General features: G+C 47.6%; 20 protein-coding genes and 1 riboswitch. Of the genes, 12 read left to right on the top strand and 8 right to left on the bottom strand.

The window, feature by feature from the left end; translation table 11 throughout:
• The first annotated feature begins 22 nt into the window (after positions 1-22).
• The 4 genes from KNQ07_RS13765 to KNQ07_RS13750 all read left to right on the top strand — a co-directional run bounded on the left by KNQ07_RS13765 (position 23) and on the right by KNQ07_RS13750 (position 4518).
• On the top strand, positions 23-904 hold the full coding sequence (locus KNQ07_RS13765) for an ABC transporter ATP-binding protein (protein WP_214767272.1): 882 nt from the start codon (positions 23-25) through the stop codon (positions 902-904).
• On the top strand, positions 901-1707 hold the full coding sequence (locus KNQ07_RS13760) for an ABC transporter permease subunit (RefSeq protein WP_012371836.1): 807 nt from the start codon (positions 901-903) through the stop codon (positions 1705-1707). Before KNQ07_RS13765 ends, KNQ07_RS13760 begins: the two co-directional genes overlap by 4 nt.
• Positions 1708-1851: 144 nt before the next feature.
• Positions 1852-2925: a dual-specificity RNA methyltransferase RlmN gene (gene rlmN / locus KNQ07_RS13755; protein WP_012371835.1), complete on the top strand. Its 1074-nt coding sequence runs from the start codon at positions 1852-1854 to the stop codon at positions 2923-2925.
• A gap of 147 nt (positions 2926-3072) precedes the next feature.
• Positions 3073-4518 carry a DEAD/DEAH box helicase gene (locus tag KNQ07_RS13750; protein ID WP_214767270.1) on the top strand — a complete coding sequence of 482 codons (1446 nt, stop codon included), beginning with the start codon at positions 3073-3075 and terminating at the stop codon, positions 4516-4518.
• Positions 4519-4543: 25 nt separating this feature from the next.
• Here KNQ07_RS13750 and KNQ07_RS13745 read toward each other — a convergent pair whose 3' ends face one another.
• The 5 genes from KNQ07_RS13745 to KNQ07_RS13725 all read right to left on the bottom strand — a co-directional run bounded on the left by KNQ07_RS13745 (position 4544) and on the right by KNQ07_RS13725 (position 8553).
• Positions 4544-5863 carry an NAD(P)/FAD-dependent oxidoreductase gene (locus KNQ07_RS13745; RefSeq protein WP_214767268.1) on the bottom strand — a complete coding sequence of 440 codons (1320 nt, stop codon included), beginning with the start codon at positions 5861-5863 and terminating at the stop codon, positions 4544-4546.
• A gap of 75 nt (positions 5864-5938) precedes the next feature.
• A complete protein-coding gene (locus KNQ07_RS13740; protein ID WP_012371832.1) occupies positions 5939-6574 on the bottom strand; it encodes a nitroreductase family protein in 636 nt (211 codons plus the stop codon).
• A 55-nt stretch (positions 6575-6629) separates the two neighbouring features.
• A complete protein-coding gene (locus tag KNQ07_RS13735) occupies positions 6630-7265 on the bottom strand; it encodes a nitroreductase family protein (RefSeq protein ID WP_012371831.1) in 636 nt (211 codons plus the stop codon).
• Positions 7266-7280: 15 nt separating this feature from the next.
• Positions 7281-7736 carry a MarR family winged helix-turn-helix transcriptional regulator gene (locus KNQ07_RS13730; RefSeq protein WP_012371830.1) on the bottom strand — a complete coding sequence of 152 codons (456 nt, stop codon included), beginning with the start codon at positions 7734-7736 and terminating at the stop codon, positions 7281-7283.
• Positions 7737-7884: 148 nt separating this feature from the next.
• Positions 7885-8553, bottom strand: a complete 669-nt coding sequence (locus KNQ07_RS13725) for a YczE/YyaS/YitT family protein (RefSeq protein ID WP_214767266.1) — start codon at positions 8551-8553, stop codon at positions 7885-7887.
• Positions 8554-8703: 150 nt separating this feature from the next.
• Between KNQ07_RS13725 and KNQ07_RS13720 the strand changes: the two genes are divergently transcribed.
• The 6 genes from KNQ07_RS13720 (at position 8704) to KNQ07_RS13695 (ending at position 14401) form a co-directional block, all read left to right on the top strand.
• The gene (locus KNQ07_RS13720) at positions 8704-9483 is read left to right on the top strand and encodes a DUF817 domain-containing protein (RefSeq protein WP_214767264.1); all 780 of its coding nucleotides are present in this window, start codon (positions 8704-8706) and stop codon (positions 9481-9483) included.
• A gap of 90 nt (positions 9484-9573) precedes the next feature.
• Complete coding sequence (locus KNQ07_RS13715) at positions 9574-10842, top strand: DUF2325 domain-containing protein (protein ID WP_214767262.1); 1269 nt, start codon at positions 9574-9576, stop codon at positions 10840-10842.
• A 70-nt stretch (positions 10843-10912) separates the two neighbouring features.
• Complete coding sequence (locus KNQ07_RS13710; RefSeq protein WP_214767260.1) at positions 10913-11551, top strand: DUF975 family protein; 639 nt, start codon at positions 10913-10915, stop codon at positions 11549-11551.
• A gap of 108 nt (positions 11552-11659) precedes the next feature.
• Positions 11660-11765: riboswitch (SAM riboswitch) on the top strand.
• Positions 11766-11837: 72 nt separating this feature from the next.
• Positions 11838-12896 carry an LLM class flavin-dependent oxidoreductase gene (locus tag KNQ07_RS13705; protein WP_214767258.1) on the top strand — a complete coding sequence of 353 codons (1059 nt, stop codon included), beginning with the start codon at positions 11838-11840 and terminating at the stop codon, positions 12894-12896.
• The gene (locus tag KNQ07_RS13700; protein WP_214767256.1) at positions 12893-13840 is read left to right on the top strand and encodes an ATP-grasp domain-containing protein; all 948 of its coding nucleotides are present in this window, start codon (positions 12893-12895) and stop codon (positions 13838-13840) included. Before KNQ07_RS13705 ends, KNQ07_RS13700 begins: the two co-directional genes overlap by 4 nt.
• 102 nt (positions 13841-13942) lie before the next feature.
• Positions 13943-14401, top strand: coding sequence for an SRPBCC family protein (locus KNQ07_RS13695; RefSeq protein ID WP_214767254.1), 459 nt, complete (start codon positions 13943-13945; stop codon positions 14399-14401).
• A 79-nt stretch (positions 14402-14480) separates the two neighbouring features.
• On the opposite strand, the gene KNQ07_RS13690 is transcribed toward KNQ07_RS13695, so the two are convergent.
• Both KNQ07_RS13690 and KNQ07_RS13685 read right to left on the bottom strand, forming a co-directional pair.
• Entirely contained in the window at positions 14481-14846 is a 366-nt protein-coding gene (locus tag KNQ07_RS13690) for an NUDIX domain-containing protein (protein WP_214767252.1), read from the bottom strand.
• Positions 14847-14931: 85 nt separating this feature from the next.
• Positions 14932-16557, bottom strand: a complete 1626-nt coding sequence (locus KNQ07_RS13685; protein ID WP_012371821.1) for an ABC-F family ATP-binding cassette domain-containing protein — start codon at positions 16555-16557, stop codon at positions 14932-14934.
• Positions 16558-16858: 301 nt separating this feature from the next.
• Between KNQ07_RS13685 and KNQ07_RS13680 the strand changes: the two genes are divergently transcribed.
• Positions 16859-17731 carry a prohibitin family protein gene (locus tag KNQ07_RS13680; RefSeq protein ID WP_012371819.1) on the top strand — a complete coding sequence of 291 codons (873 nt, stop codon included), beginning with the start codon at positions 16859-16861 and terminating at the stop codon, positions 17729-17731.
• Positions 17732-17833: 102 nt separating this feature from the next.
• Here the strand turns inward: KNQ07_RS13680 and pepT are convergent, their stop codons facing one another.
• Complete coding sequence (gene pepT, locus KNQ07_RS13675; protein WP_012371818.1) at positions 17834-19069, bottom strand: peptidase T; 1236 nt, start codon at positions 19067-19069, stop codon at positions 17834-17836.
• A gap of 107 nt (positions 19070-19176) precedes the next feature.
• Between pepT and KNQ07_RS13670 the strand changes: the two genes are divergently transcribed.
• On the top strand, positions 19177-20172 hold the full coding sequence (locus KNQ07_RS13670) for a zinc-binding dehydrogenase (protein WP_214767250.1): 996 nt from the start codon (positions 19177-19179) through the stop codon (positions 20170-20172).
• Positions 20173-20210: the final 38 nt, after the last annotated feature.

Below are 20210 nucleotides of genomic sequence, written 5' to 3'. Positions count from 1 at the left end.
CCAGAAAAGTGAGGCGATTCGGATGATTCATTTGCAACACGTGACGAAAGAATTTGCGCCGAAACGAGGTTTATTTGATGTCAGCTTTACGGTTGAACCGGGCATGGTGTTCGGTTTTATCGGACCAAACGGGGCCGGGAAATCAACGGCGATCCGACAATTGATGGGATTGATTCAAGCGGACTCTGGTCATGCGACGATCGGTGGATACGACTGTTGGAATCAATCTCAGGAAGTAAAACGAATCGTCGGTTATTTACCGGGGGAGATTAATCTGCCCGGTGATTTTACGGGTGAACAGATTTTGCATTTGATGCAACAACTCCACCAAAGTAAACCGGAACGTCAGTCGGAGTTACTCGAGCAGTTTCCTTTTGAAACGAAAACGAAAATCCGGAAGATGTCGAAAGGGATGAAGCAAAAATTGGCATTGGTCGGCTGTTTCATGAAGGATGCTCCCGTTTATCTGCTCGATGAACCGACGAGCGGACTTGATCCGTTGATGCAGGAACGCTTTTTAAATCTGGTCGACAAGGAACGGCAGCGCGGAAAAGCGATTTTAATGAGTTCACACCATTTTCCGGAGATGGAAAAATCGTGTGACCGGGCAGCGCTGATTAAAGAAGGACGGATCATCATCGAAGCAGACATTCATGAATTGGTCCGGTCGAGCCGAAAACAGTACACGATTGAATTTGGGCTCGAAGCACACGCTGAACAGTTTGCGCTTCAGATCGGAAGTCAACGGTTTCAGAATCATGTTTCCTTTTTTACGAGCAACGAACGGACATTAAATCAAATCATTCGTCTGTTGACCGAATGCGATGTCCGGGCGATTCAAACTTCAGCAGATGATTTGGAACACGTCTTCTTACATTATTATAGTGAGGAGGAACCATCATGATGACGATCGTTTGGTCTTTGCTCAAGCATAACGGCAAACCGATCACAGCTTATGCGGTCGGGACAAGTCTGTATCTCTTGATGCTTGCGGCACTTTATCCGTCGATGATGAAGACGGGGTTACTCGAAGCGAAACTGCAGGCACTGCCGCCGGAAGTCTTGAAAGCTTTCCAGTACGATAAGATCACCGGTTTTGATAATGTGCTTGATTTACTGGGCGGCAATTATTACGGGCTGATTTTTCAAATCATCGCGTCTTTATTTTTATTGTCACTTGCTGCGCGTTTACTGGCACGGCCGATTGATAACGGTGAACTGATTTTATACTTGGCAGCTCCGATTACGCGTCATCAATATACAGCATCGGCGATGATTGTCATGTTTCTTGCCAGTACATGCCTGGTAGTATGTAATACCTTCGTTTTATTGATGGCCGACTGGTTTGTTTCCGGAGTTTCGATTGACGGGATGACGCTCGTCCGCTTTCAAGTAAACGCGCTGTTCTTGCTGTATGCAATCGGTGGATTTACCTTATGCATTGCGACGCTATTTGATGATGAACGACGCGCCTTTTCGATTGCCGGCGGTGTGCTTGTGCTGTCAATCGTCCTGACGATCGGCTCCGGTCTCAGCGAAAAAACGGAATGGATGCGTTACGGATCGATTTTCAGTTTGTTCAACACCCAACAACTATTGGAAGGAACCCACCACTTCTTTTTGCATCTCCTGCTGCTGGCGAGTATCAGTTTGTTATTCCATCTCGGTGCCTTTGTCAGTTTCCGTAAGCGCAGTTTGTCGATTTGACACAACTAGACCGGAAAACAAGCCAAAGTGGACATGAAAATTTACAGAAAGTGAACATTTAGGATTTGAACGTTGCGTAAGCGGCTGATTTTTACTAAGATAAAGGAATGTTATAGTTCTGGAAAAAGAAATGAGGTCTCACTAATGAATAAACCATCCATTTATGGATTAACACTTGAGCAGATGACTGAATGGTTATCGCATCAAGGTCACAAACCGTTCCGAGCAAAACAAGTCTGGGATTGGTTGTATCGTAAACGTGTCACTACTTTCGCAGAAATGACGAATGTCAACAAGGATTGCCTTGAGTTGTTAGATCAGAGTTTTGCGATTGATTCAATGACGCAAGCCGTTAAACAAGAATCAGCAGACGGAACGATCAAGTTCCTCTTCAAATTATATGACGGCAGCCTGATCGAAACGGTTCTGATGCGTCATAAGTACGGTCTGTCTGTCTGTGTCACGACGCAAGTCGGCTGTAACATCGGCTGTAGCTTCTGCGCCAGTGGCTTGATCAAGAAGAGCCGTGATCTCTCGGCCGGAGAAATCGTCGAGCAAATCATGAACGTTCAGCATCACCTCGATGCTGTCGGTAAAGAAGAGCGTGTCAGCCACGTCGTCGTCATGGGTATCGGTGAGCCGTTTGATAACTTCGACAACATGGTCGATTTCCTGAACGTCATCAAGGATCATAACGGTCTTGCAATCGGTGCGCGTCACATCACGGTATCGACAAGTGGACTCGCAGACAAAATCTACAAATTCGCAGATTTAAAACTCCAAGTTAACTTGGCGATTTCATTACACGCGCCAAACAACGAACTCCGGACACAAATCATGAAAATCAACCGTGCGATTCCGCTCGAGAAATTGATGCCTGCCATCGATTACTACGTCAAGACGACGAACCGGAAAATCACGATCGAGTACATTCTCTTGCGTGGCGTCAACGACCAAAAAGCCCAAGCGATCGAGCTTGCGAAATTGTTCGAAGACAAACGTCATTTGACGTACGTCAACTTGATTCCGTACAACCCGGTCGACGAGCACGGTCAATACCAACGCAGTACGTCGGAAGACATTTCAACGTTCTACGACACATTGAAAAAGAACGGTCTGAACTGTGGTGTCCGTCTTGAGCACGGTACGGATATCGATGCTGCATGTGGTCAGCTCCGCAGTAAACAAATCAAAAAAGATACAGTCGCAGCAAAATAAGCAAGTGGAGCTTCCTGTCACTCTGACGGGAAGCTCTTTTGACGTCCTGCTGAAAGTAGCGCATAATGAGAGGTCACGTCTGATCCATTCATCGAACCAACACATAAACTATAAAAATAAAACTATAAAAATAAATGAGGTATTCTTATGTCCAAAAAACCATTCACTGATTTTCAACTCAGTACACCGATTCTAGAAGCAATCGAACAGCTCGGTTATCATACACCGACCGATGTCCAGCAAGCCGTCATTCCGGTCGCCTTGTCGGAAAAAGACATCATCGTTAAATCACGGACCGGCAGCGGAAAGACAGCATCATTCGGGATCCCCCTTTGCGAACTCGTCGAGTGGGAAGAAAACAAACCGCAGGCATTGATTTTAACACCGACGCGCGAGCTGGCTCTGCAAGTCACGGAAGATGTCATGAACATCGGCCGTTATAAACGGATTAAAGCAACAGCTGTCTTCGGGAAACAACCGTTCCGCGGACAGATCGCAGAACTGAAACAGAAGACACACATCGTCGTCGGAACTCCGGGACGAGTGCTCGATCACTTGGAGCGGGGCACGTTATCGCTTGAAAAAGTGAAATATCTGGTCCTTGACGAGGCGGACGAAATGCTGAACATGGGCTTCCTCGATCAAGTGGATACGATTTTAAAACAATTGCCGAAACAACGGACGACGATGCTGTTCTCAGCGACGTTCCCGCAAGATATTCATCAGTTGAGCGACCGTTACATGCAGTCACCGAAACAAGTTGAAATCACGACGAAGGCAACGGAAATCGCAGAAATCGAACACAGCTATATCAAGGTCACGGATAAAACGAAGTTTGCTGTCCTCAAAGACGTTACTGTCGTTGAAAACCCGGACCGGTGCATGATTTTCTGCCGGACAAAAGAACATGTTGATTTCGTCGCCCAAGGACTGTCATCGATGGATTATCCGGTCGAAAAAATTCACGGTGGGATGGAACAGGACGAGCGTCTCGCCGTCATGAAAGCCTTCCGGGCCGGTGAGTTCCGTTACCTCGTTGCGACGGACGTCGCAGCCCGCGGGATTGATATTGAAAACATCACACACGTCATCCAGTACGATATGCCGGTTGAAAAAGAAAGTTACGTCCACCGGACAGGCCGGACAGGACGTGCCGGAGCACTCGGAAAAGCCATCAGCTTAGTGACGGAGTCGGATATGCGTCGTCTCCGTGAAGTCGAACAGTACCGCGGTGAGGCCATCGAAAGACGCCAAGCACCGACTGAACGGGAACTGATCCGGACAGCTGATGCATTTGAAGAGAAAATCACGACAGCTGATGTCCGGGCTTCAAAAACGGAGCAGCTCAACGCCGATATCATGAAACTGTACTTTAACGGCGGCAAGAAAAAGAAACTGCGTGCCGTTGATTTCGTCGGAACGATTGCGAAAATCGAAGGCATGACTGCGCAGGATATCGGAATCATCACGATTCAGGATACGGTCACGTACGTGGAAATCCTGAACGGAAAAGGTCCGCTCGTCCTGCGGGCGATGAAGACAACAAAAGTTAAGGGCAAACAGCTGAAAGTATATGAAGCGTTTAAAAAATAAGCACAAGCAGCCGTTTTAAGAGATCTTATTCTCTTAAGACGGCTGTTTTTTTTGTCAGGTGTTGTCCGAGATAAAGTCCGCTCGCTGCCGCTTGCGACAGGGAGTGGGTCACGCCGGAGCAATCGCCGATGGCATACAGTCCCGGAAGATCCGTTTCAAAGACCTGAGACGTCGACAGTACCGGGGCATAAAATTTTCCGTCCATACCGTACAGTAACGTATCCGGAGAGAGCGGTGTTTCGAGAAGCCGCTCAAGTCGGTCCAGAAATTCCAACAAGACCGTGATGTCGGTTTCCGGTACTTCCTCCATCAGATGACCGGCAGTCGCTTCTAAAGTCGGTCTGATTTTATTTTCGGCAAGATCAGCTGAGGAAGTCGGACGGGCAGCACGCAAATCCTCCAGTCGTTGCACGACGATCCGGTCTGTTCCCTGATTGATCCGTCCGATGACGGAAGCGGCATAGTGATTCGCTTCTGCAAGTGTTGCAAAATAACGGGGTAAAAACAGCGTAAAGTTCAAGTTGGTCGTTCCGGACGCTTGTTCCCGGAAATTCTGACCGTCCGGCATGACAAGACTTTCCTGATGTTTGCGGATGATTCGTCCTTTCGGATTCATACAGTACGTGACTGCCGTTCCGGCGGTTGAGGCATAGGCGAGCTTCGTTTCAAACGTGTCCTGTAACAACGTTCGAAAGGCGGTTTCCTTCAGCTCAATCCGGATCCCGAGATCAAGGCGGGTTTTGTCTTGAGTGAGTCCAAGCATCCGCAGTTGCGTCTGCATCCAGTCAGTACCGGAACGTCCGGTCGCGAAGACGACGCGCTGACTTAAAAATGTTTCGCGGGCCGTTGTCAGCTGAAATCCGTGTGGCTGTTTTTCAATCCGTTCAATGAGCGTCTCGTAACGAAAGGTGACCTCTTTCTGAAGAGCGGCTTCGAAGCGCTGTAAGATACGTTCTGATAATCCGGTGCCCAGATGACGGACCGTCGTTTCGATCGTATCAAGACCGGCAGCGCGCGCCCGGGCTGCGAGCTCTGGATTGGAGGTTGAATAGGTATCAACCTCGTCCGCGCCGTAACGGCAAAGGACATCGTCCACTTGTTGCATCAGACGAAGCGTCGTCTCTGTTCCCAGCTTCTCAGCGAGTTCACCACCGAATCCGGCAGAATAGTTGTATTTTCCTTCCGATTTTCCGAGCCCGCCAAAGCCGAGATAGGCTTCCTTTGTTGTCCGTTGTTCAAGCGACTTTCCGGCGTCAATCAACAGGACCGTCTGACCTTGTGCCATCAGTTCGTGTGCCAGAAAGATTCCGGCGACACCGGCACCGATAATCGTCACATCATACATCGTTGGATCAGCTCCTTTTTGTCAGTATACAAAAAAACCGGATTCCTGAAGTAGGAATCCGGAGCTTTCAAACGATTATTTCCAGTCTGTGATGTCGTTGATCGGCAGACGAACAGATGGGTACCCGGCGTCAACTGCTTTTCCGATTGAAAGGAGCATGACAGGAAGGTAACGGTCTTTATCCATACCGAAAGCTTCAGCGATTTGATCTTTTTCGTAGCCGCCGATCGGGTTTGTATCGTAACCGTGTGCACGGGCGACGAGCATCAATTGCATCGAGACGAGACCTGAGTCAATCAGGATGCTGTCACGAAGCGTATCTGTATCTTCCGGGCTGTAGAAGCCTTTGATGGCAGGTACTTGGCGATCGCGGACTTCTTGCGGCATTAAGCCTTTTTCAACAGCCATGTCGTAGATTGTTTCGATGCTGTCGACAGCATTCATGTCTCCGAAGACAGCGATGACAGCAGATGATGTCTCGACTTGCACTTGGTTGAATTTAGCGAGTGGAGCAAGCGTCGCTTTTCCTTCTGCACTGTCGATGACGAGGAAACGCCACGGTTGCATGTTGACAGAAGATGGAGCGAGTGTTGCTTCTTCAAGAATTTGTGTCATTTCTTCTTTTGAGATTTTAACGTTTGTGTCATAGTTGCGGATCGAGCGGCGTCCTTTAACGATTTCCATAAAGTCTGTAGTTGTTTGAGTTGTCATAGTAATAATCTCCCTTTTCTTTGTTCTCTATTTTTTGGATGGATACGGGTACTGCTTATTTCCAGTCTGCGATATCGTTGATCGGCAGACGAACTGACGGATAACCAGCGTCGACGGCTTTCCCGATTGAAAGAAGCATAACCGGTACGTAACGATCTTTTTCCATGCCGAACGCTTCAGCGATTTGGTCTTTTTCATAACCGCCAATCGGATTTGTATCGTAACCGTGTGCACGAGCAACGAGCATCAATTGCATCGAGACGAGACCTGAGTCGATCAAAATGCTGTCTTTCAGTGCACTTGCCGGTACATTTTCATACATTCCTTGAATGGCAGGTACTTGACGATCGCGGACTTCTTGCGGCATCAGTCCTTTTTCAACGGCTGTATCATAGATGTTTTCAAGTTGATCGATTGCTTTCATGTCACCAAAGACAGCGATGACAGCAGATGATGTCTCGACTTGCACCTGGTTGAATTTAGCGAGCGGGGCGAGTGTTGCTTTTCCTTCTTCGCTGTCGATGACGAGGAAACGCCACGGTTGCATGTTGACAGAAGACGGAGCAAGTGTCGCTTCTTCAAGAATTTGTGTCATTTCTTCTTTTGAGATTTTGACGTTTGTGTCGTAGTTGCGGATCGAGCGGCGTCCTTTAACGATCTCCATAAAATCAGTTGCAGTTTGTGTAGTCATTTGAAAGTCTCCTTTTTAAGTAACAGTTGTTTTAGGTAAGGTAAGGGCATTTGTTTCTATCCGTTGAATCATTTGTGTCAGCTGGTGCTGTTCGTCTGCCGTGAATCCTTCAAGCAGTTGTTCGAGGAATTCATCTTTTTGCTGACGTAACCGGGTGATTCGTGTGGCGCCTTCTGCCGTCAACGAAACGAGAATGACACGGTTATCGGTTGCGGAACGGACACGTTCAATCATACCCTTCGTTTCCAGGTGTTTTAAATGTCGTGTCACGGCTGCATTATCAACGTTGACGCGTTGTTGCAACTCTTTTTGACTGATGGTCGTGTCAACCTCGAGTTGTGCTAATAAGTCCATCCGGGTTTGGCTGAAGCCGTCCGTACAGAGATCGAATTTTTGAGCAATCGTCTTATTGACGGAGACGAGTGCATAAATCAGTCGTCCTTTTTCAGTACAGGAAATACTCAAGTTCATCACATCCTTCCCTTCGTCCGAAAAATCCTTGACGTATCAAAGATTGATATGTAAACGAATATAACGTGTCTGCTTGCATGCCGCAACTAATATGCTTCATCCACAAAAAAGATACCATTTCAGATGAAATGGTATCGAGTCAGACGACTTAACTGATTTTTTGTTGTTTACGGGGAATCGTACCGGCATCAATCGCTGCAATCATCCGGCGGAAATGTCCCAACCAAAACTGCAGGAACGGACCAATCAGGAAAATCGATAAAATCGTTCCGAAGAACACGGGTCCTCCGAGCAACCAACCGATCCCGCAAGCGGTGATTTCCATGAACGTCCGCATCATCCGGATGGATGTACCAAATCGCTCGGCGAGCGTCAGGGTCAGTCCGTCCCGCGGTCCGGCTCCGTAGCCGACAGCGACGTACAGTCCCGCGCCCATCCCGATGATGAAGATGCCGGCAATCAACCATAGTGTATTCTGCCAAAGCGAGGAGAAAGAGGGCAGGAGGCCTGAACCGAGAACGAGATTCATGAATACGCCGACAAAAATCGCGTTGACGAGTGTGCCGACCTGCGGTGTAATCTGGTCGAGCAAGTATTTGACGAACACCAACAACAGGCCGACGAGAAGAATAATCGTCCCGACGGAAAACGGCGTTTTATTTTGCAGACCAAGGTGAAGAACGTCCCAAGTCGAGACGCCGAGTTGTGCCGTGATCATCATTGATGAACCGACAGCGAGTAAAAAAAGACCGAATAAGAATAATGCCCATTTCAGAACGGAACGGAACAGCCAAGACGTTTGAATGGTCTGCTTCATGGATGAGAGACACCTCGTTTCAAAATAAAATTGATTCATTAACTGTACCATGTTTGACGAAAGAAACTAAAGCAAATCCGATATTTTCCATCTTGAGATGGAGGGAATCTGTTCTTCTGATCCGTATACTAATGAAAAGGAGGTCCGTCCATGCAAAAAATCCGTCATTTTTTCCGTTTTACATACCTTGAGGCCATCTGTTGTGTGTTTCCGGTCGCGATTTTCCTGGCACTTGCTGCATCCCGTTATCTACCGGCGGAACCGATTGCCCGTTACGATTTGCTCCTGATCTGGTGCCTCGTCGTTCAAATCGTCTTACTCGTCACGCGTTATGAAACGAAAGAAGAGTTTAAATTGATTTTAATTTTTCATGCGATTGGACTCGGACTGGAGTTATTTAAAGTCCAATTCGGATCCTGGAGTTATCCGGAAGATGCCTTCAGCAAGGTGTTGGGTGTACCGCTTTATGCCGGCTTCATGTACGCGAGCGTCGCCAGTTATATCTGTCAGGCCTTCCGCCGGTTTGACCTCCGTATCACACAGTTTCCCCGGCCTCTGTTTGCTCTAGCGACCGGTCTGCTTGTATACGTCAATTTCTTTACCCATCATTGGTTGTTTGATTTCCGTTGGATTTTGATGGGACTTGTTGCTCTCGTCTTTTATAAGTCCTGGGTCTATTTCCGTCTGGATGAAACGGTCTACCGAATGCCGCTCACCCTCTCGTTTGGGTTGATTGCCTGGTTCATCTGGCTGGCGGAAAACATCGTGACCTTTTTTAAAGGATGGGTGTATCCGAATCAGCAGGATGGATGGGAACTGGTCGACTTCGGGAAGTTATCGTCCTGGTTTTTACTTGTCATCATCACGATTCTGATTGTCTCCGTCGAAAAATACCGGCTCGGTGATCCTTCAATCGAAATAAAATCCTAACCATATACAAAAAATAACCTGGTCTTTTTTTGAGCAACCTAACCGACAGCCCCTTGCTATATTGGAAAAAAAGCAAAGGGGTTGTCGAAGATGATGCAACAAATCGTAGAGCAGGCGAAAGCATTGATTGCCGGTAAAATGAATATTGTCGAAACGGTGGAGGAATGGGATTTACTGCTCGAAGAAATTCGGGGAATTGACGAATGGGTTCAACTATCGCGTTATTATACGCCGGCTGTAAAGCCCGATATCGTCCGGAGCGAACCGGACGAAGACGTGACCGTCGACCAACCGATTGTTCCTCCGGTACAGATCAGCTCTGTCCTCAAACCGCGTTACGCGTATACGTTTGTCCGTGAGCTGAAGGGTGGTTCCGTACGGGAATGGCCGAACAGCCATATTTCTGAAAGTGAAATCCGGCAATGGAACCTTGAACATGGAATGGAAATCCGTGTTCAAATCATGCATCAGGATACCCGCCGGACGACACTCGAAGTACTGGCTGTTGTTGCGACTGACCGGATGAAGCCTTTGGCGGAACGAATCGTTTTTGAAAAATGTATCGTCAAGAACCATGGCATCATCGAATCGACAATCGAGGGTCCGTTAACGGATGAGACAGGGAAACCCTTTTACTATGCAACACCGGTTGACGATATGCGCTTTTTCCATTTGAAAGAAGGCCAGCTCGTTGATCTCGTCATGTGGAAAGGGCATCCGGAAACACTGACGATTGCCTGGAAATATCCGTTTCAATACGAAGAGCCGGCGGTACAGCTGTTGGATGTTTCAAACGATGCGTCAAAACCGGTGACGTCGGCAGTTCAAACGACTGAAGGGGCAACCGTCAAGAAAAGGCCGGAACGCTATCTGAAACAAATGAAACGCAAGGCAAAAATCAAACAGGAACGGAAAATACGCCGGATTCGTGAAAAGAAATCCGAATCGTTGACACCGCTTGTAACTACGTCGGTACCGGGACAACCGATCGACTTCGTTGATAAGGAACCGCTCGATTTTGCATCGTTCGAAGGCATGCGGCTCGTCATTGTCGGAAATGAACAGCAAGCTCCGGTCTACCGGACGTTTTTCGAAAAAACTGGAATCGAACTGATTCATCTGTCGGGTGACGCTCAATCTGCGAAGAAAATCGCCAGTCTTGCCAAAAAGACCGATGCGATCGTCGTCGTGACAAGCCGGGTATCCCATGCGGCTTCTGCACACGTCATCGCCCAGGCGAAAAAACATGACATCCCGTTTGCGATGGAACGACTGGATGGGCGGCGTTCTTTGTATACGGCATGCCAGCGCCAACTTGAAAAAGCCCGCTTAAATCAGTTGAAAACAGGAAAATCCTGAAAAAAGATGAAACTCCTCTCCTAATTAGCCGTAAATAGAGATAGAACTTATTTTGAGGAGGATCTTATTTATGTCATCACAATTAAAAAAATCAGCAAAGGAAGCATTAAGCGGTCGTTGGGGCTTTACGGTCTTGATGTTTTTATTATTCGCAATTCTGCAAGTCATTCCGGAACTGCTGTCGTCTGATTATGACGAACCTTTCCAAACGATTGACTTCCTCGGATTGATTGCAACGGTCTTATTAATCCCACTTGGTGCAGGATGGGTCTGGTTCTCACTTTCTATCGCACGGGGAGAACAAACAAAAATCAGTGATTTATTTGAGCCCTATAAATATTTCGTAAAAGTCGTCCTGCTTTCAATCGTCCAATTTATATTCTTGTTCCTATGGGCATTGTTATTGGTTGTACCGGCCATTATCAAATCATTTTCGTATATGTTGACTTACTACATTTTGCGGGATGAACCTTCGATTGGTGTATTGGAAGCAATCACCCGGTCACGTCAAATGATGGATGGACACAAAATGGAAGCTTTCCTGTTGATTCTATCTTTCATAGGCTGGTTTTTCCTTGGATTGATCACGATCGGAATCGGATTCTTGTGGATTATTCCTTACGTCAGCGTCACGCTTGCGAAATTCTACGACCGGATCCGCGGAGAAGAAGCACCTGGTGAACAATCAACGTTTGTAGCACCATATTAATGTGAGAAGAGGATGGGAGCCAAGCTCTCGTCCTTTTTTAATTCCGATTGGAAAACAAGGTTTAATGGTTGCTTTACTCTGCTAAAAAGTGTACGATAATTCCAATAATTCTTATCAAGAGAAGTCGAGGGAATGGCCCGAAGACACTTCAGCAACCCCGCGTGCAGCGGAAGGTGCTACTTCCTAAAAGGAATTTTTCCTTTGAAGATAAGAGCAGACATGATTAATCCGTCGCTCTTTTCGATTTTCGAGAAGCGCGATTTTTTTTATAAGGGGGACATAACGGATGGAGTATGGATTTTGGTTACCGATTTTTGGCGGGTGGTTACGAAATGTCGAGGACGAACAGATGCCGGCGACGTTCGACTATGCGAAACAGGTCGCGCAAACGGCAGAACGAATCGGGTTTTCGACGACACTGATTGCGGAATTAAACTTAAATGACATCAAAGGGCTTGAAGCACCAAGTCTTGAAGCCTGGACGACAGCAGCGGCGATTGCCGCAACGACGGAGCGTCTCGAAATCATGACAGCCGTCCGTCCGGGATTCCATAATCCGGCGACGACCGCGAAGATGGCAGCAAACATCGATCAACTCAGCAACGGGCGCTTTACGCTGAACGTCGTCTCCGCCTGGTGGGAAGAAGAAGCCCGGCAGTACAACGGGATCTTCACGGCTCACGACGAACGTTACGCCCGAACGGAAGAGTTTGTCACGATCATGAAAGGGTTATGGGCAGATGCTTCCCCGTACAGCTTTGACGGTAACTACTATACGCTCGAGAAGACACAACTACATCCAAAACCGGCGCAACGCCCGGGCATCAAATTGTATGCAGGTGGAGAAAGTGAAGCCGGCAAGCAAACCATCGTCAACCACTGTGATGCCTATGTCATGCACGGCGGAACGGTCGAAGAAGTGTCCGTCAAGATTGAAGACATGAAAAAACGCCGCCATGCGACGGGACAGACACCACTTGAAAGTTTTGGACTGGCAGCTTATATCATCTGCCGCGATACGGAAGAAGAGGCGGTGCGCGAGTGGCAACGGATTACGGATGTGAAGGAAGACAGTGCCGGGTACGCCGGGTATGATGACTTCGTCAGTAAATCGCAACTCGAACAACAGGTAAAACGGAATGACTATTCGGTCTCGAACCGCGGACTCCGTCCTGATTTAATTGGGACACCGGAACAGATTGCCGAGCGGATTCTTGCGTTTGAAGAAGTCGGCGTTACTCTGTTGCTCCTTCAATTCTCACCACAACTGGAAGAAATGGAACGCTTCGCGCGCGACGTCATGCCGCTCGTCGAAGAAAAACGAAAGGTAGGTCAAATCAAATGACAAAAATTCATATCTTACACGAAAATCAGGAATGGACGGATCATCTGATCAAACGACTGGAGGAACTGGAACTGCCGTACGAACAGTGGCATCTCGACGAAGGACAGGTCCCGCTTGATGAAGTGCCGCCGGAAGGTGTCTTTTACAGCCGGATGAGTGCATCGTCGCACACGCGCGGCCACCGTTATGCACCGGAACTGACGGAAGGAATCCTTGCATGGCTCGAAGAACACGACCGGACGGTCTTCAACGGAACACGTGCGTTGCGACTGGAAGTCAGTAAAATCAATCAGTATACGGCGCTTCGAAAAGCCGGAATCCGGGTGCCGAAAACGACGGCTGCCGTCGGACGTGATCAAATCGTCGAGGCGGCGAAAAATATCGGGGTGTCTTCGTTCATCACAAAACACAACCGTGCCGGAAAAGGACTCGGTGTCCAGTTGTTCCACTCGATTGAAGCACTCGAGACGTATCTTGACGGTCCGACGTTTGATGAGCCGGTCGACGGAATCACGTTGATCCAAGAGTATATCCAGGCACCGGAACCGTATATTACACGCTGTGAATTCGTCGGTGGAAAATTCGTTTACGCTGTCCAAGTTGATACATCAGAAGGCTTTGAACTGTGCCCGGCGGATGCGTGTGTGATCGATGACTTATTCTGCCCGGTCGGGGAAGAAGCACCGCAAACACCGATGAAATTTAAAGTCGTTGACGGATTTGATGATCCAATCATTCAAAAGTACGAAGCATTCCTGCAAGCGAATCAGATTGCCGTCGCCGGCATCGAGTTCATCAAGGATGCGGATGGAACGATTTATACGTATGACGTCAACACGAATACGAACTACAACTCGGATGCGGAAGCGGCCGCCGGTAAGTTCGGAATGCTCGAACTGGCGAAGTTCCTTGGTGCGGCCCTCGAACGTCAGACCGTAAAATAATCATCACGGACCGATTAAAATAGGCCAAATACCCTGCATGTGTGCAGTCTGAAGTTAGAACTGCACGCATCAGGGTATTTTTCAGTAAAGGGAGGTGTTCGGGTGGTAACGTGGCATGAAGAAAAGCGACTGGATGTTCCAATCGAGGAAGCCTGGCATATCTTTGATCACGATCGGTTACAACGCCTGATTCCAGGTGTCGTCCAGCACGAGGTGATCGAACGGAAACCGGGTGTCGTCGGTTCGACATACCGGCAAACGTATATGCAAGGGAATCGCCTCGAGACATATATCGTGACGGATCTTGCCTATACAAATCAACCGGATTTCAAACAAAATACGATTGGTTTTACGCTTGCCAAAATCTTTAAACTCGAAATGACGTTTACGTTAAAGCGGCTTGACGAAACAAGTTGTCAGCTGATTTATACGGGGAAAAACGAAGGGGCGAATTTCGTCGGACGAAGCCTGCTTTCGCTTGGCGGCGAACGGGAAACAGAAAAAATCGTGCAGGAATTGCTCCGACGTGTGGAAGAAGAGGCAAGTCAACTGCGTACATGATCAATAATGGCATCTACTCGACTGGAGCAGATGCCTTTCGTTTGGTTTTACAAAAAGAGTATGTCATATCCCAAAGCCGTTAAATTTTTGCGACTTGTCGATCGGCGGTCATCTCCGAAAGTGGCGTCCATCTCACTCCGGTCAGAACTTGATTTCCCTCTAAACGTTCTGGATCATATCCTAAAATCGGTTCGCGTGAATCAATCTGTCTGACTAAAAAGCAGATCTCTTGTCCGTTTGCGTGAGTTTCTGAGTAAAGAGGTTTGATGATGCGGATGGCGAGATTCACTTCCTCTTGCACCTCCCGAATGACCGCTTGTTCGAAGGTTTCATTTTCCTCGAGCCCCCCTCCGGGTAATGTCCAGAAACTTCGATCGTTTGTCTCAAGACGGACCATCAAAATCTGATTGTTCTTAATCAAAGCTGCGCAGGCACGGTGACGCACATGATTTCCTCCTCTGTTCCGATTCATACGTTTAGTGTACAAAAAAGAGACCCAATCCGTTAGGACAGGTCTCTTGTAGACTGCATTAGTTTGTTGCGTACAACGTAGACAATTGTTGTTGAACAGACTCGTTGTTGAGGTATTCATCGTATGTTGTTTCTTTATCGACGATACCGTTTGGTGTCAATTCGATGATCCGGTTTGCAATCGTTTCAACGAACTGATGGTCATGCGAACTGAAGAGCATCGCGCCTTTGTAAGCGATCAAACCATCGTTGAGTGCCGTGATCGATTCGAGATCCAAGTGGTTCGTCGGATCGTCGAGGACAAGAACGTTTGAGCCGCTGAGCATCGCTTTTGATAACATGCAACGGACTTTTTCTCCCCCGGATAAGACAGACGCTTTTTTCATGACTTCTTCACCGGAGAAGAGCATCCGGCCGAGGAAACCACGGAGGAACGTATCGCTCTCGTCAGCCGGCGAATACTGGCGCAACCAATCGAGAATCGTTTTGTCCGAACCTTCGAAGAAAGCGGAGTTATCTTTTGGCAGATAAGATTGTGACGTCGTGACGCCCCATTTGAATGTTCCGCTGTCCGCTTCCATCTCACCCATCAGAATTTTGAAGAGTGTCGTGATCGCGATGTCATTTTGGCTGATAAAGACGGCTTTATCCGTTTTGTTTAACGAGAAACGGACATTATCAAGGACTTTGACACCATCGATTGTTTTCGAAATGCCGTCGACGATCAACAGATCGTTTCCGATTTCACGTTCCGGTGTGAAGCCGACGAACGGATAACGGCGTGACGACGGACGGATGTCGTCGAGTGTAATTTTATCAAGCAACTTTTTCCGTGATGTCGCCTGTTTCGCTTTGGAAGCGTTCGAGCTGAAACGGGCGATGAAGGCTTGAAGTTCTTTGATTTTTTCTTCTTTTTTCTTGTTTTGATCGCCTGCCATACGTGAAGCGAGCTGACTTGACTCATACCAGAAATCATAGTTTCCGATATACAGTTGGATTTTCCCGTAATCGAGATCGGCCATATGCGTACACACGTTGTTGAGGAAGTGACGGTCGTGGGAAATGACGATGACCGTATTTTCAAACCCGATCAAGAACTCTTCAAGCCATTTAACGGCTTTCAGATCAAGACCATTGGTAGGCTCATCGAGCAACAGAATGTCTGGTTTACCGAACAAGGCTTGGGCAAGCAATACTTTAACTTTCTCTCCGCCTGTTAATTCAGCCATTGTTTTCGTATGCAGGTTTTCTTTAATACCAAGACCTTGTAAAAGCATTGCCGCTTCCGACTCTGCTTCCCATCCGTTCATTTCTGCGAACTCACCTTCGAGCTCGGCAGCACGCATGCCGTCTTCGTCCGAGAAGTTTTCTTTCATATAGATAGCATCTTTTTCTTTCATGACTTCATAAAGGCGCTTATGCCCCATCATGACCGTTTCGATGACTTGGAATTCTTCATATTCATAGTGGTTCTGGCGAAGGACACCAAGGCGTTCGCCCGGCGTGATGATGACGTCTCCTTGCTGGGCTTCGATATCACCGGCAAGAATTTTAAGGAATGTTGATTTACCGGCACCGTTTGCACCGATGAGACCGTAGCAGTTGCCCGGTGTGAACTTGATGTTGACGTCTTCGAATAATTTACGGTCCGCAAAGCGGAGACCGACGTTTTGTACTGTAATCATATAGAGATGAACCCTCGTTTCTAGTGTGTGATGTGCTGTTACGAGTGTACCACAAAATGATACGTCTCGTTTCAAGGACAAAGTTCTTTACATCTTAGACCGGATTGCAAAATTTAGCAACCGTGGTTTTAAACAAAATGAAACATTTTCCAATCTGAAGCGTAAGAGTAGGTACAACATTCATGAAGGAGGAGGACGGCGTGGCAACACTTTTTACGTTGTTATTTTTTGCACTGATCGTCTTGCTGGCCATTGAACTGTATAAGTATATCCAAGATAAAATTGATAAAGGAGACTCAAAATGAGAGAAATCAAACCGAAAAAACGTATCAGGCCGTCGATGATCATCGCAGGTGTGATCGTCGTCGCCCTGCTTGCGATGACACCATTCATCGTCGAACAAATTGAACCCGGACAGGTCGGGGTCGTCTATAAACCGTCAAGCGGTGTCCAGGACGAGACCCTGTCGCAAGGCTGGCATATCGTTTCGCCGATCACACGTGTCACTGAATATCCGATCCGGACACAGACGAAATCGCTCGACAACATGACACTCGCAACAAAGGACGGGAAAAACATCGTCGTCGACTTTACGTACAGTTTTTCGGTTTCACCGGATCAGGTGACGGAAGTCTTTAATAAGTTTGGTCCGATTGAAATTGATGAGATTGCAGCCGGTTACTTAAAACAACGCCTTTATGATGCGTCCCGTGAACAGATTTCGAAAGTCACCGTCCTTGAGTTATTCGGGGAACAGTCTGGAAATGTCTCGACGAGTATTCAGACACAGTTTGCCGAAGATGTGAAAAAGATTGGTTTCATCATCGAAGACGTGGCACTTGGAGCACCGAAACCGGATGCGAAAACCCAGGAAGCGATTGATGCGCGTGTCAAAGCGTCACAAGAGCTGGATAAAAAGAAGACAGATCTTGCGATTGCGAAAGCAGAAGCAGAACGATTGCGCGTAGAAGCAAAGGGAGCAGCGGATGCCCGACTCATTGAAGCGCAGGGTCTCGCGAAAGCGCAAAAAGAACTACAAAAAACGTTGACGGAAGAGATGATTCAGTACGAAGCCGTCAAGAAGTGGGATGGAAAATCACCACTCGTCAGCGGATCCGGCAGCATGGTTCAACTACCGATTCCGGATCAGCAAACAACAACAGAAGAAAAGTAAATCCATTTGGTTTCAGAACGCGTATCTATCGTCTAGAGAAACCATATAGACCATGAAAAAAAGCAGATTCTCATGTCGAGAATCTGCTTTCGTTATACCGTCTTATTTAGCTGACTGAGCGAATCGTTCAGCAATTGCCACAACGACTTCCGTTGCCTTCACCATATTATCAACAGAGATGAACTCAAACTTTCCGTGGTAATTTTCGCCACCGGTGAAGATATTCGGTGTCGGGAGTCCCATGTACGACAGTTGCGAACCGTCCGTCCCGCCACGAATTGGTTTGATGATTGGTGTGACACCACGTGATTCCATCGCCGCATGGGCGATATCAACGATTTCCATGTGTGGTTCGATTTTTTCACGCATGTTGTAGTATTGATCATTTAGTTTGATTTCGACACTGCCTGCCCCGTATTTCTTGTTCCATTCTTCGACCAAAGCTGTCAGGAAGTGTTTCCGGGCTTCGAATTTAGAACGGTCAAAATCACGGATGATGTACTGGACCGTCGTTTTTTCGACCGAACCTTCAAACGAAATCAAGTGGTAGAATCCTTCGAATCCATCCGTGAATTCAGGGGCTTCGTCGCCCGGCAACCGGTTCTGGAAAGCCATCGCGTGTTTTTGCGAATTGACCATCTTATCTTTTGCCGTACCCGGGTGGACGTTCGTGCCATGGAAAATGATTTCGGCAGCAGCGGCATTAAAACTCTCATACTCGAGTTCACCGAGCGGACCTCCATCGACCGTATAGGCGAATTTTGCATCAAAAGCAGCGACGTCAAAATGATGCGGGCCGCGCCCGATTTCTTCATCCGGTGTGAAGGCGACACGAATCCGGCCGTGTTTGATTTCCGGATGGGTGATAAGGTGATGCATCGCTGTCATGATTTCAGCGATGCCGGCCTTATTATCTGCACCGAGTAATGTCGTACCATCTGTTGTCATCAACGTATGTCCGACGTAGTTTTTAAGTGCTGGGAAATCCTTTGGTGACAGGATGACAGGAAGTGTCGCATTGAGGACCAAGTCTTCTCCATCATAAGCTTCGACGATTTGCGGATTGACGTTTGTTCCCGTGAAATCAGTTGCCGTATCCAAGTGGGCTAAAAATCCGATTGTCGGAATATCCGCATCGGTATTGGCAGGAAGGGTCGCCATGACATATCCGTTTGCATCAACGGTCACATCACTCATGCCAATTTCCTTCAGTTCGTCAACAAGCAGACGAGCGAGCGTCCATTGTCCGTCTGTTGTCGGAACGGTCGTACTTGCGTAGTCAGACTGTGTATCGATTTTCGCATATGTAGTCAAACGACGAATCAAATCATGTTTCAAAGAAAAAACGTCCTTTCTGAGTTAAGGTAGCTTCATCATAGCATGAAGTACGAATGTTAGAGTATTCTGAAACAGGATAAACTGATTTGAAAAAAGGGGGATTTTTTATGAAAGCTTATGTCGTCGAACAGTACGGAAAAGACGCTGCACTAACAGAAAGAGACGTCACACTTAATCAAACGGGGAACTACGATTTAAAGATTAAAGTGGAGGGTACGAGCCTAAATCCACTGGACACAAAAATGTTTTTTGGTCATGTGGCAGCAGCTCCGTCAACTGGAATTCTCCAGGGCGATGTTACGGGGAAAATCATTGAAATCGGAGAGAGTGTGACGTCTTTTTCCGTCGGCGATCACGTCATCGCATTTGGCGGTGGACTCGGCAACCGGTCCGGCGCACTAGCGGAGGAAATGCTGGTTCCTGAACAGATGGCTGTACTCAGACCGGAGAATCTAGATATTGCTGCAGCAGGTTGCCTGCCGGTTATCAGTCTGACAGCGATGGAAGTGCTGAAGGAACGGGCAGCCGTTCAATCCGGTATGCGATTATATGTAGCAGGTGGAACGGGTGGGGTCGGCCATCTTGTCGGACAATTGGCTAAACATTATGGATGTGACGTGACAGCGAGTGCTTCAAGTGATGAGAAGGCAACGTGGTTAGAAGAACACGGTATTCGCCCGCACCGGTATCGGGATGAGTCAGCCGAACAATTATTAGCGCGTCTTGGTCATGATGGATTCGATGTCATCGTTGATACCGTCGGCGGAGGTCATTTGCAGGAGTCGTTCATCCTTGCGAAGGAACGCGGGAAAATTATTTCAATCGCCACCCGGACGACACAGGATTTGACACCGATGCACAGTAAAGCATTGACGCTCGAAGCTGTTTTCGTTGCTCTTCCTTTATTGAAAAACAAACAGGAAGAAATGGTACGTCAACAGCAGCATCTGGCGGAAGTCGCACAACTCATCGCGGATGGAGTCATTGACCTCGTCATCGAAGAGCGTGTACCACGTCAACTTGATGCGTTGAATGCAGCCTATCAAACCTTTGATCAGCGGTCACATTTTGGAAAAATCAGCATCGTAACTGATTTTTCCTAAGAATAATGATTCGATATTCATTTTACTTTTCCTTTTAA

Origin of the sequence: Exiguobacterium sp. s145, assembly GCF_018618835.1 — a bacterium.
Taxonomy (GTDB): Bacteria; Bacillota; Bacilli; order Exiguobacteriales; family Exiguobacteriaceae; genus Exiguobacterium_A; species Exiguobacterium_A artemiae.
This window is presented reverse-complemented; position numbering and strand designations above follow the sequence as displayed.

Coding starts and splice junctions, on each gene's coding strand:
- KNQ07_RS13705 (WP_214767258.1), top strand. CDS start 11,838: ATGGAGTATGGATTTTGGTTACCGATTTTTGGCGGGTGGTTACGAAAT.
- KNQ07_RS13670 (WP_214767250.1), top strand. CDS start 19,177: ATGAAAGCTTATGTCGTCGAACAGTACGGAAAAGACGCTGCACTAACA.
- KNQ07_RS13710 (WP_214767260.1), top strand. CDS start 10,913: ATGTCATCACAATTAAAAAAATCAGCAAAGGAAGCATTAAGCGGTCGT.
- KNQ07_RS13700 (WP_214767256.1), top strand. CDS start 12,893: ATGACAAAAATTCATATCTTACACGAAAATCAGGAATGGACGGATCAT.
- KNQ07_RS13715 (WP_214767262.1), top strand. CDS start 9,574: ATGATGCAACAAATCGTAGAGCAGGCGAAAGCATTGATTGCCGGTAAA.
- KNQ07_RS13680 (WP_012371819.1), top strand. CDS start 16,859: ATGAGAGAAATCAAACCGAAAAAACGTATCAGGCCGTCGATGATCATC.
- KNQ07_RS13720 (WP_214767264.1), top strand. CDS start 8,704: ATGCAAAAAATCCGTCATTTTTTCCGTTTTACATACCTTGAGGCCATC.
- KNQ07_RS13685 (WP_012371821.1), bottom strand. CDS start 16,557: ATGATTACAGTACAAAACGTCGGTCTCCGCTTTGCGGACCGTAAATTA.
- rlmN (WP_012371835.1), top strand. CDS start 1,852: ATGAATAAACCATCCATTTATGGATTAACACTTGAGCAGATGACTGAA.
- KNQ07_RS13745 (WP_214767268.1), bottom strand. CDS start 5,863: ATGTATGATGTGACGATTATCGGTGCCGGTGTCGCCGGAATCTTTCTG.
- KNQ07_RS13725 (WP_214767266.1), bottom strand. CDS start 8,553: ATGAAGCAGACCATTCAAACGTCTTGGCTGTTCCGTTCCGTTCTGAAA.
- KNQ07_RS13750 (WP_214767270.1), top strand. CDS start 3,073: ATGTCCAAAAAACCATTCACTGATTTTCAACTCAGTACACCGATTCTA.
- KNQ07_RS13765 (WP_214767272.1), top strand. CDS start 23: ATGATTCATTTGCAACACGTGACGAAAGAATTTGCGCCGAAACGAGGT.
- KNQ07_RS13735 (WP_012371831.1), bottom strand. CDS start 7,265: ATGACTACACAAACTGCAACTGATTTTATGGAGATCGTTAAAGGACGC.
- KNQ07_RS13740 (WP_012371832.1), bottom strand. CDS start 6,574: ATGACAACTCAAACAACTACAGACTTTATGGAAATCGTTAAAGGACGC.
- KNQ07_RS13760 (WP_012371836.1), top strand. CDS start 901: ATGATGACGATCGTTTGGTCTTTGCTCAAGCATAACGGCAAACCGATC.
- KNQ07_RS13730 (WP_012371830.1), bottom strand. CDS start 7,736: ATGAACTTGAGTATTTCCTGTACTGAAAAAGGACGACTGATTTATGCA.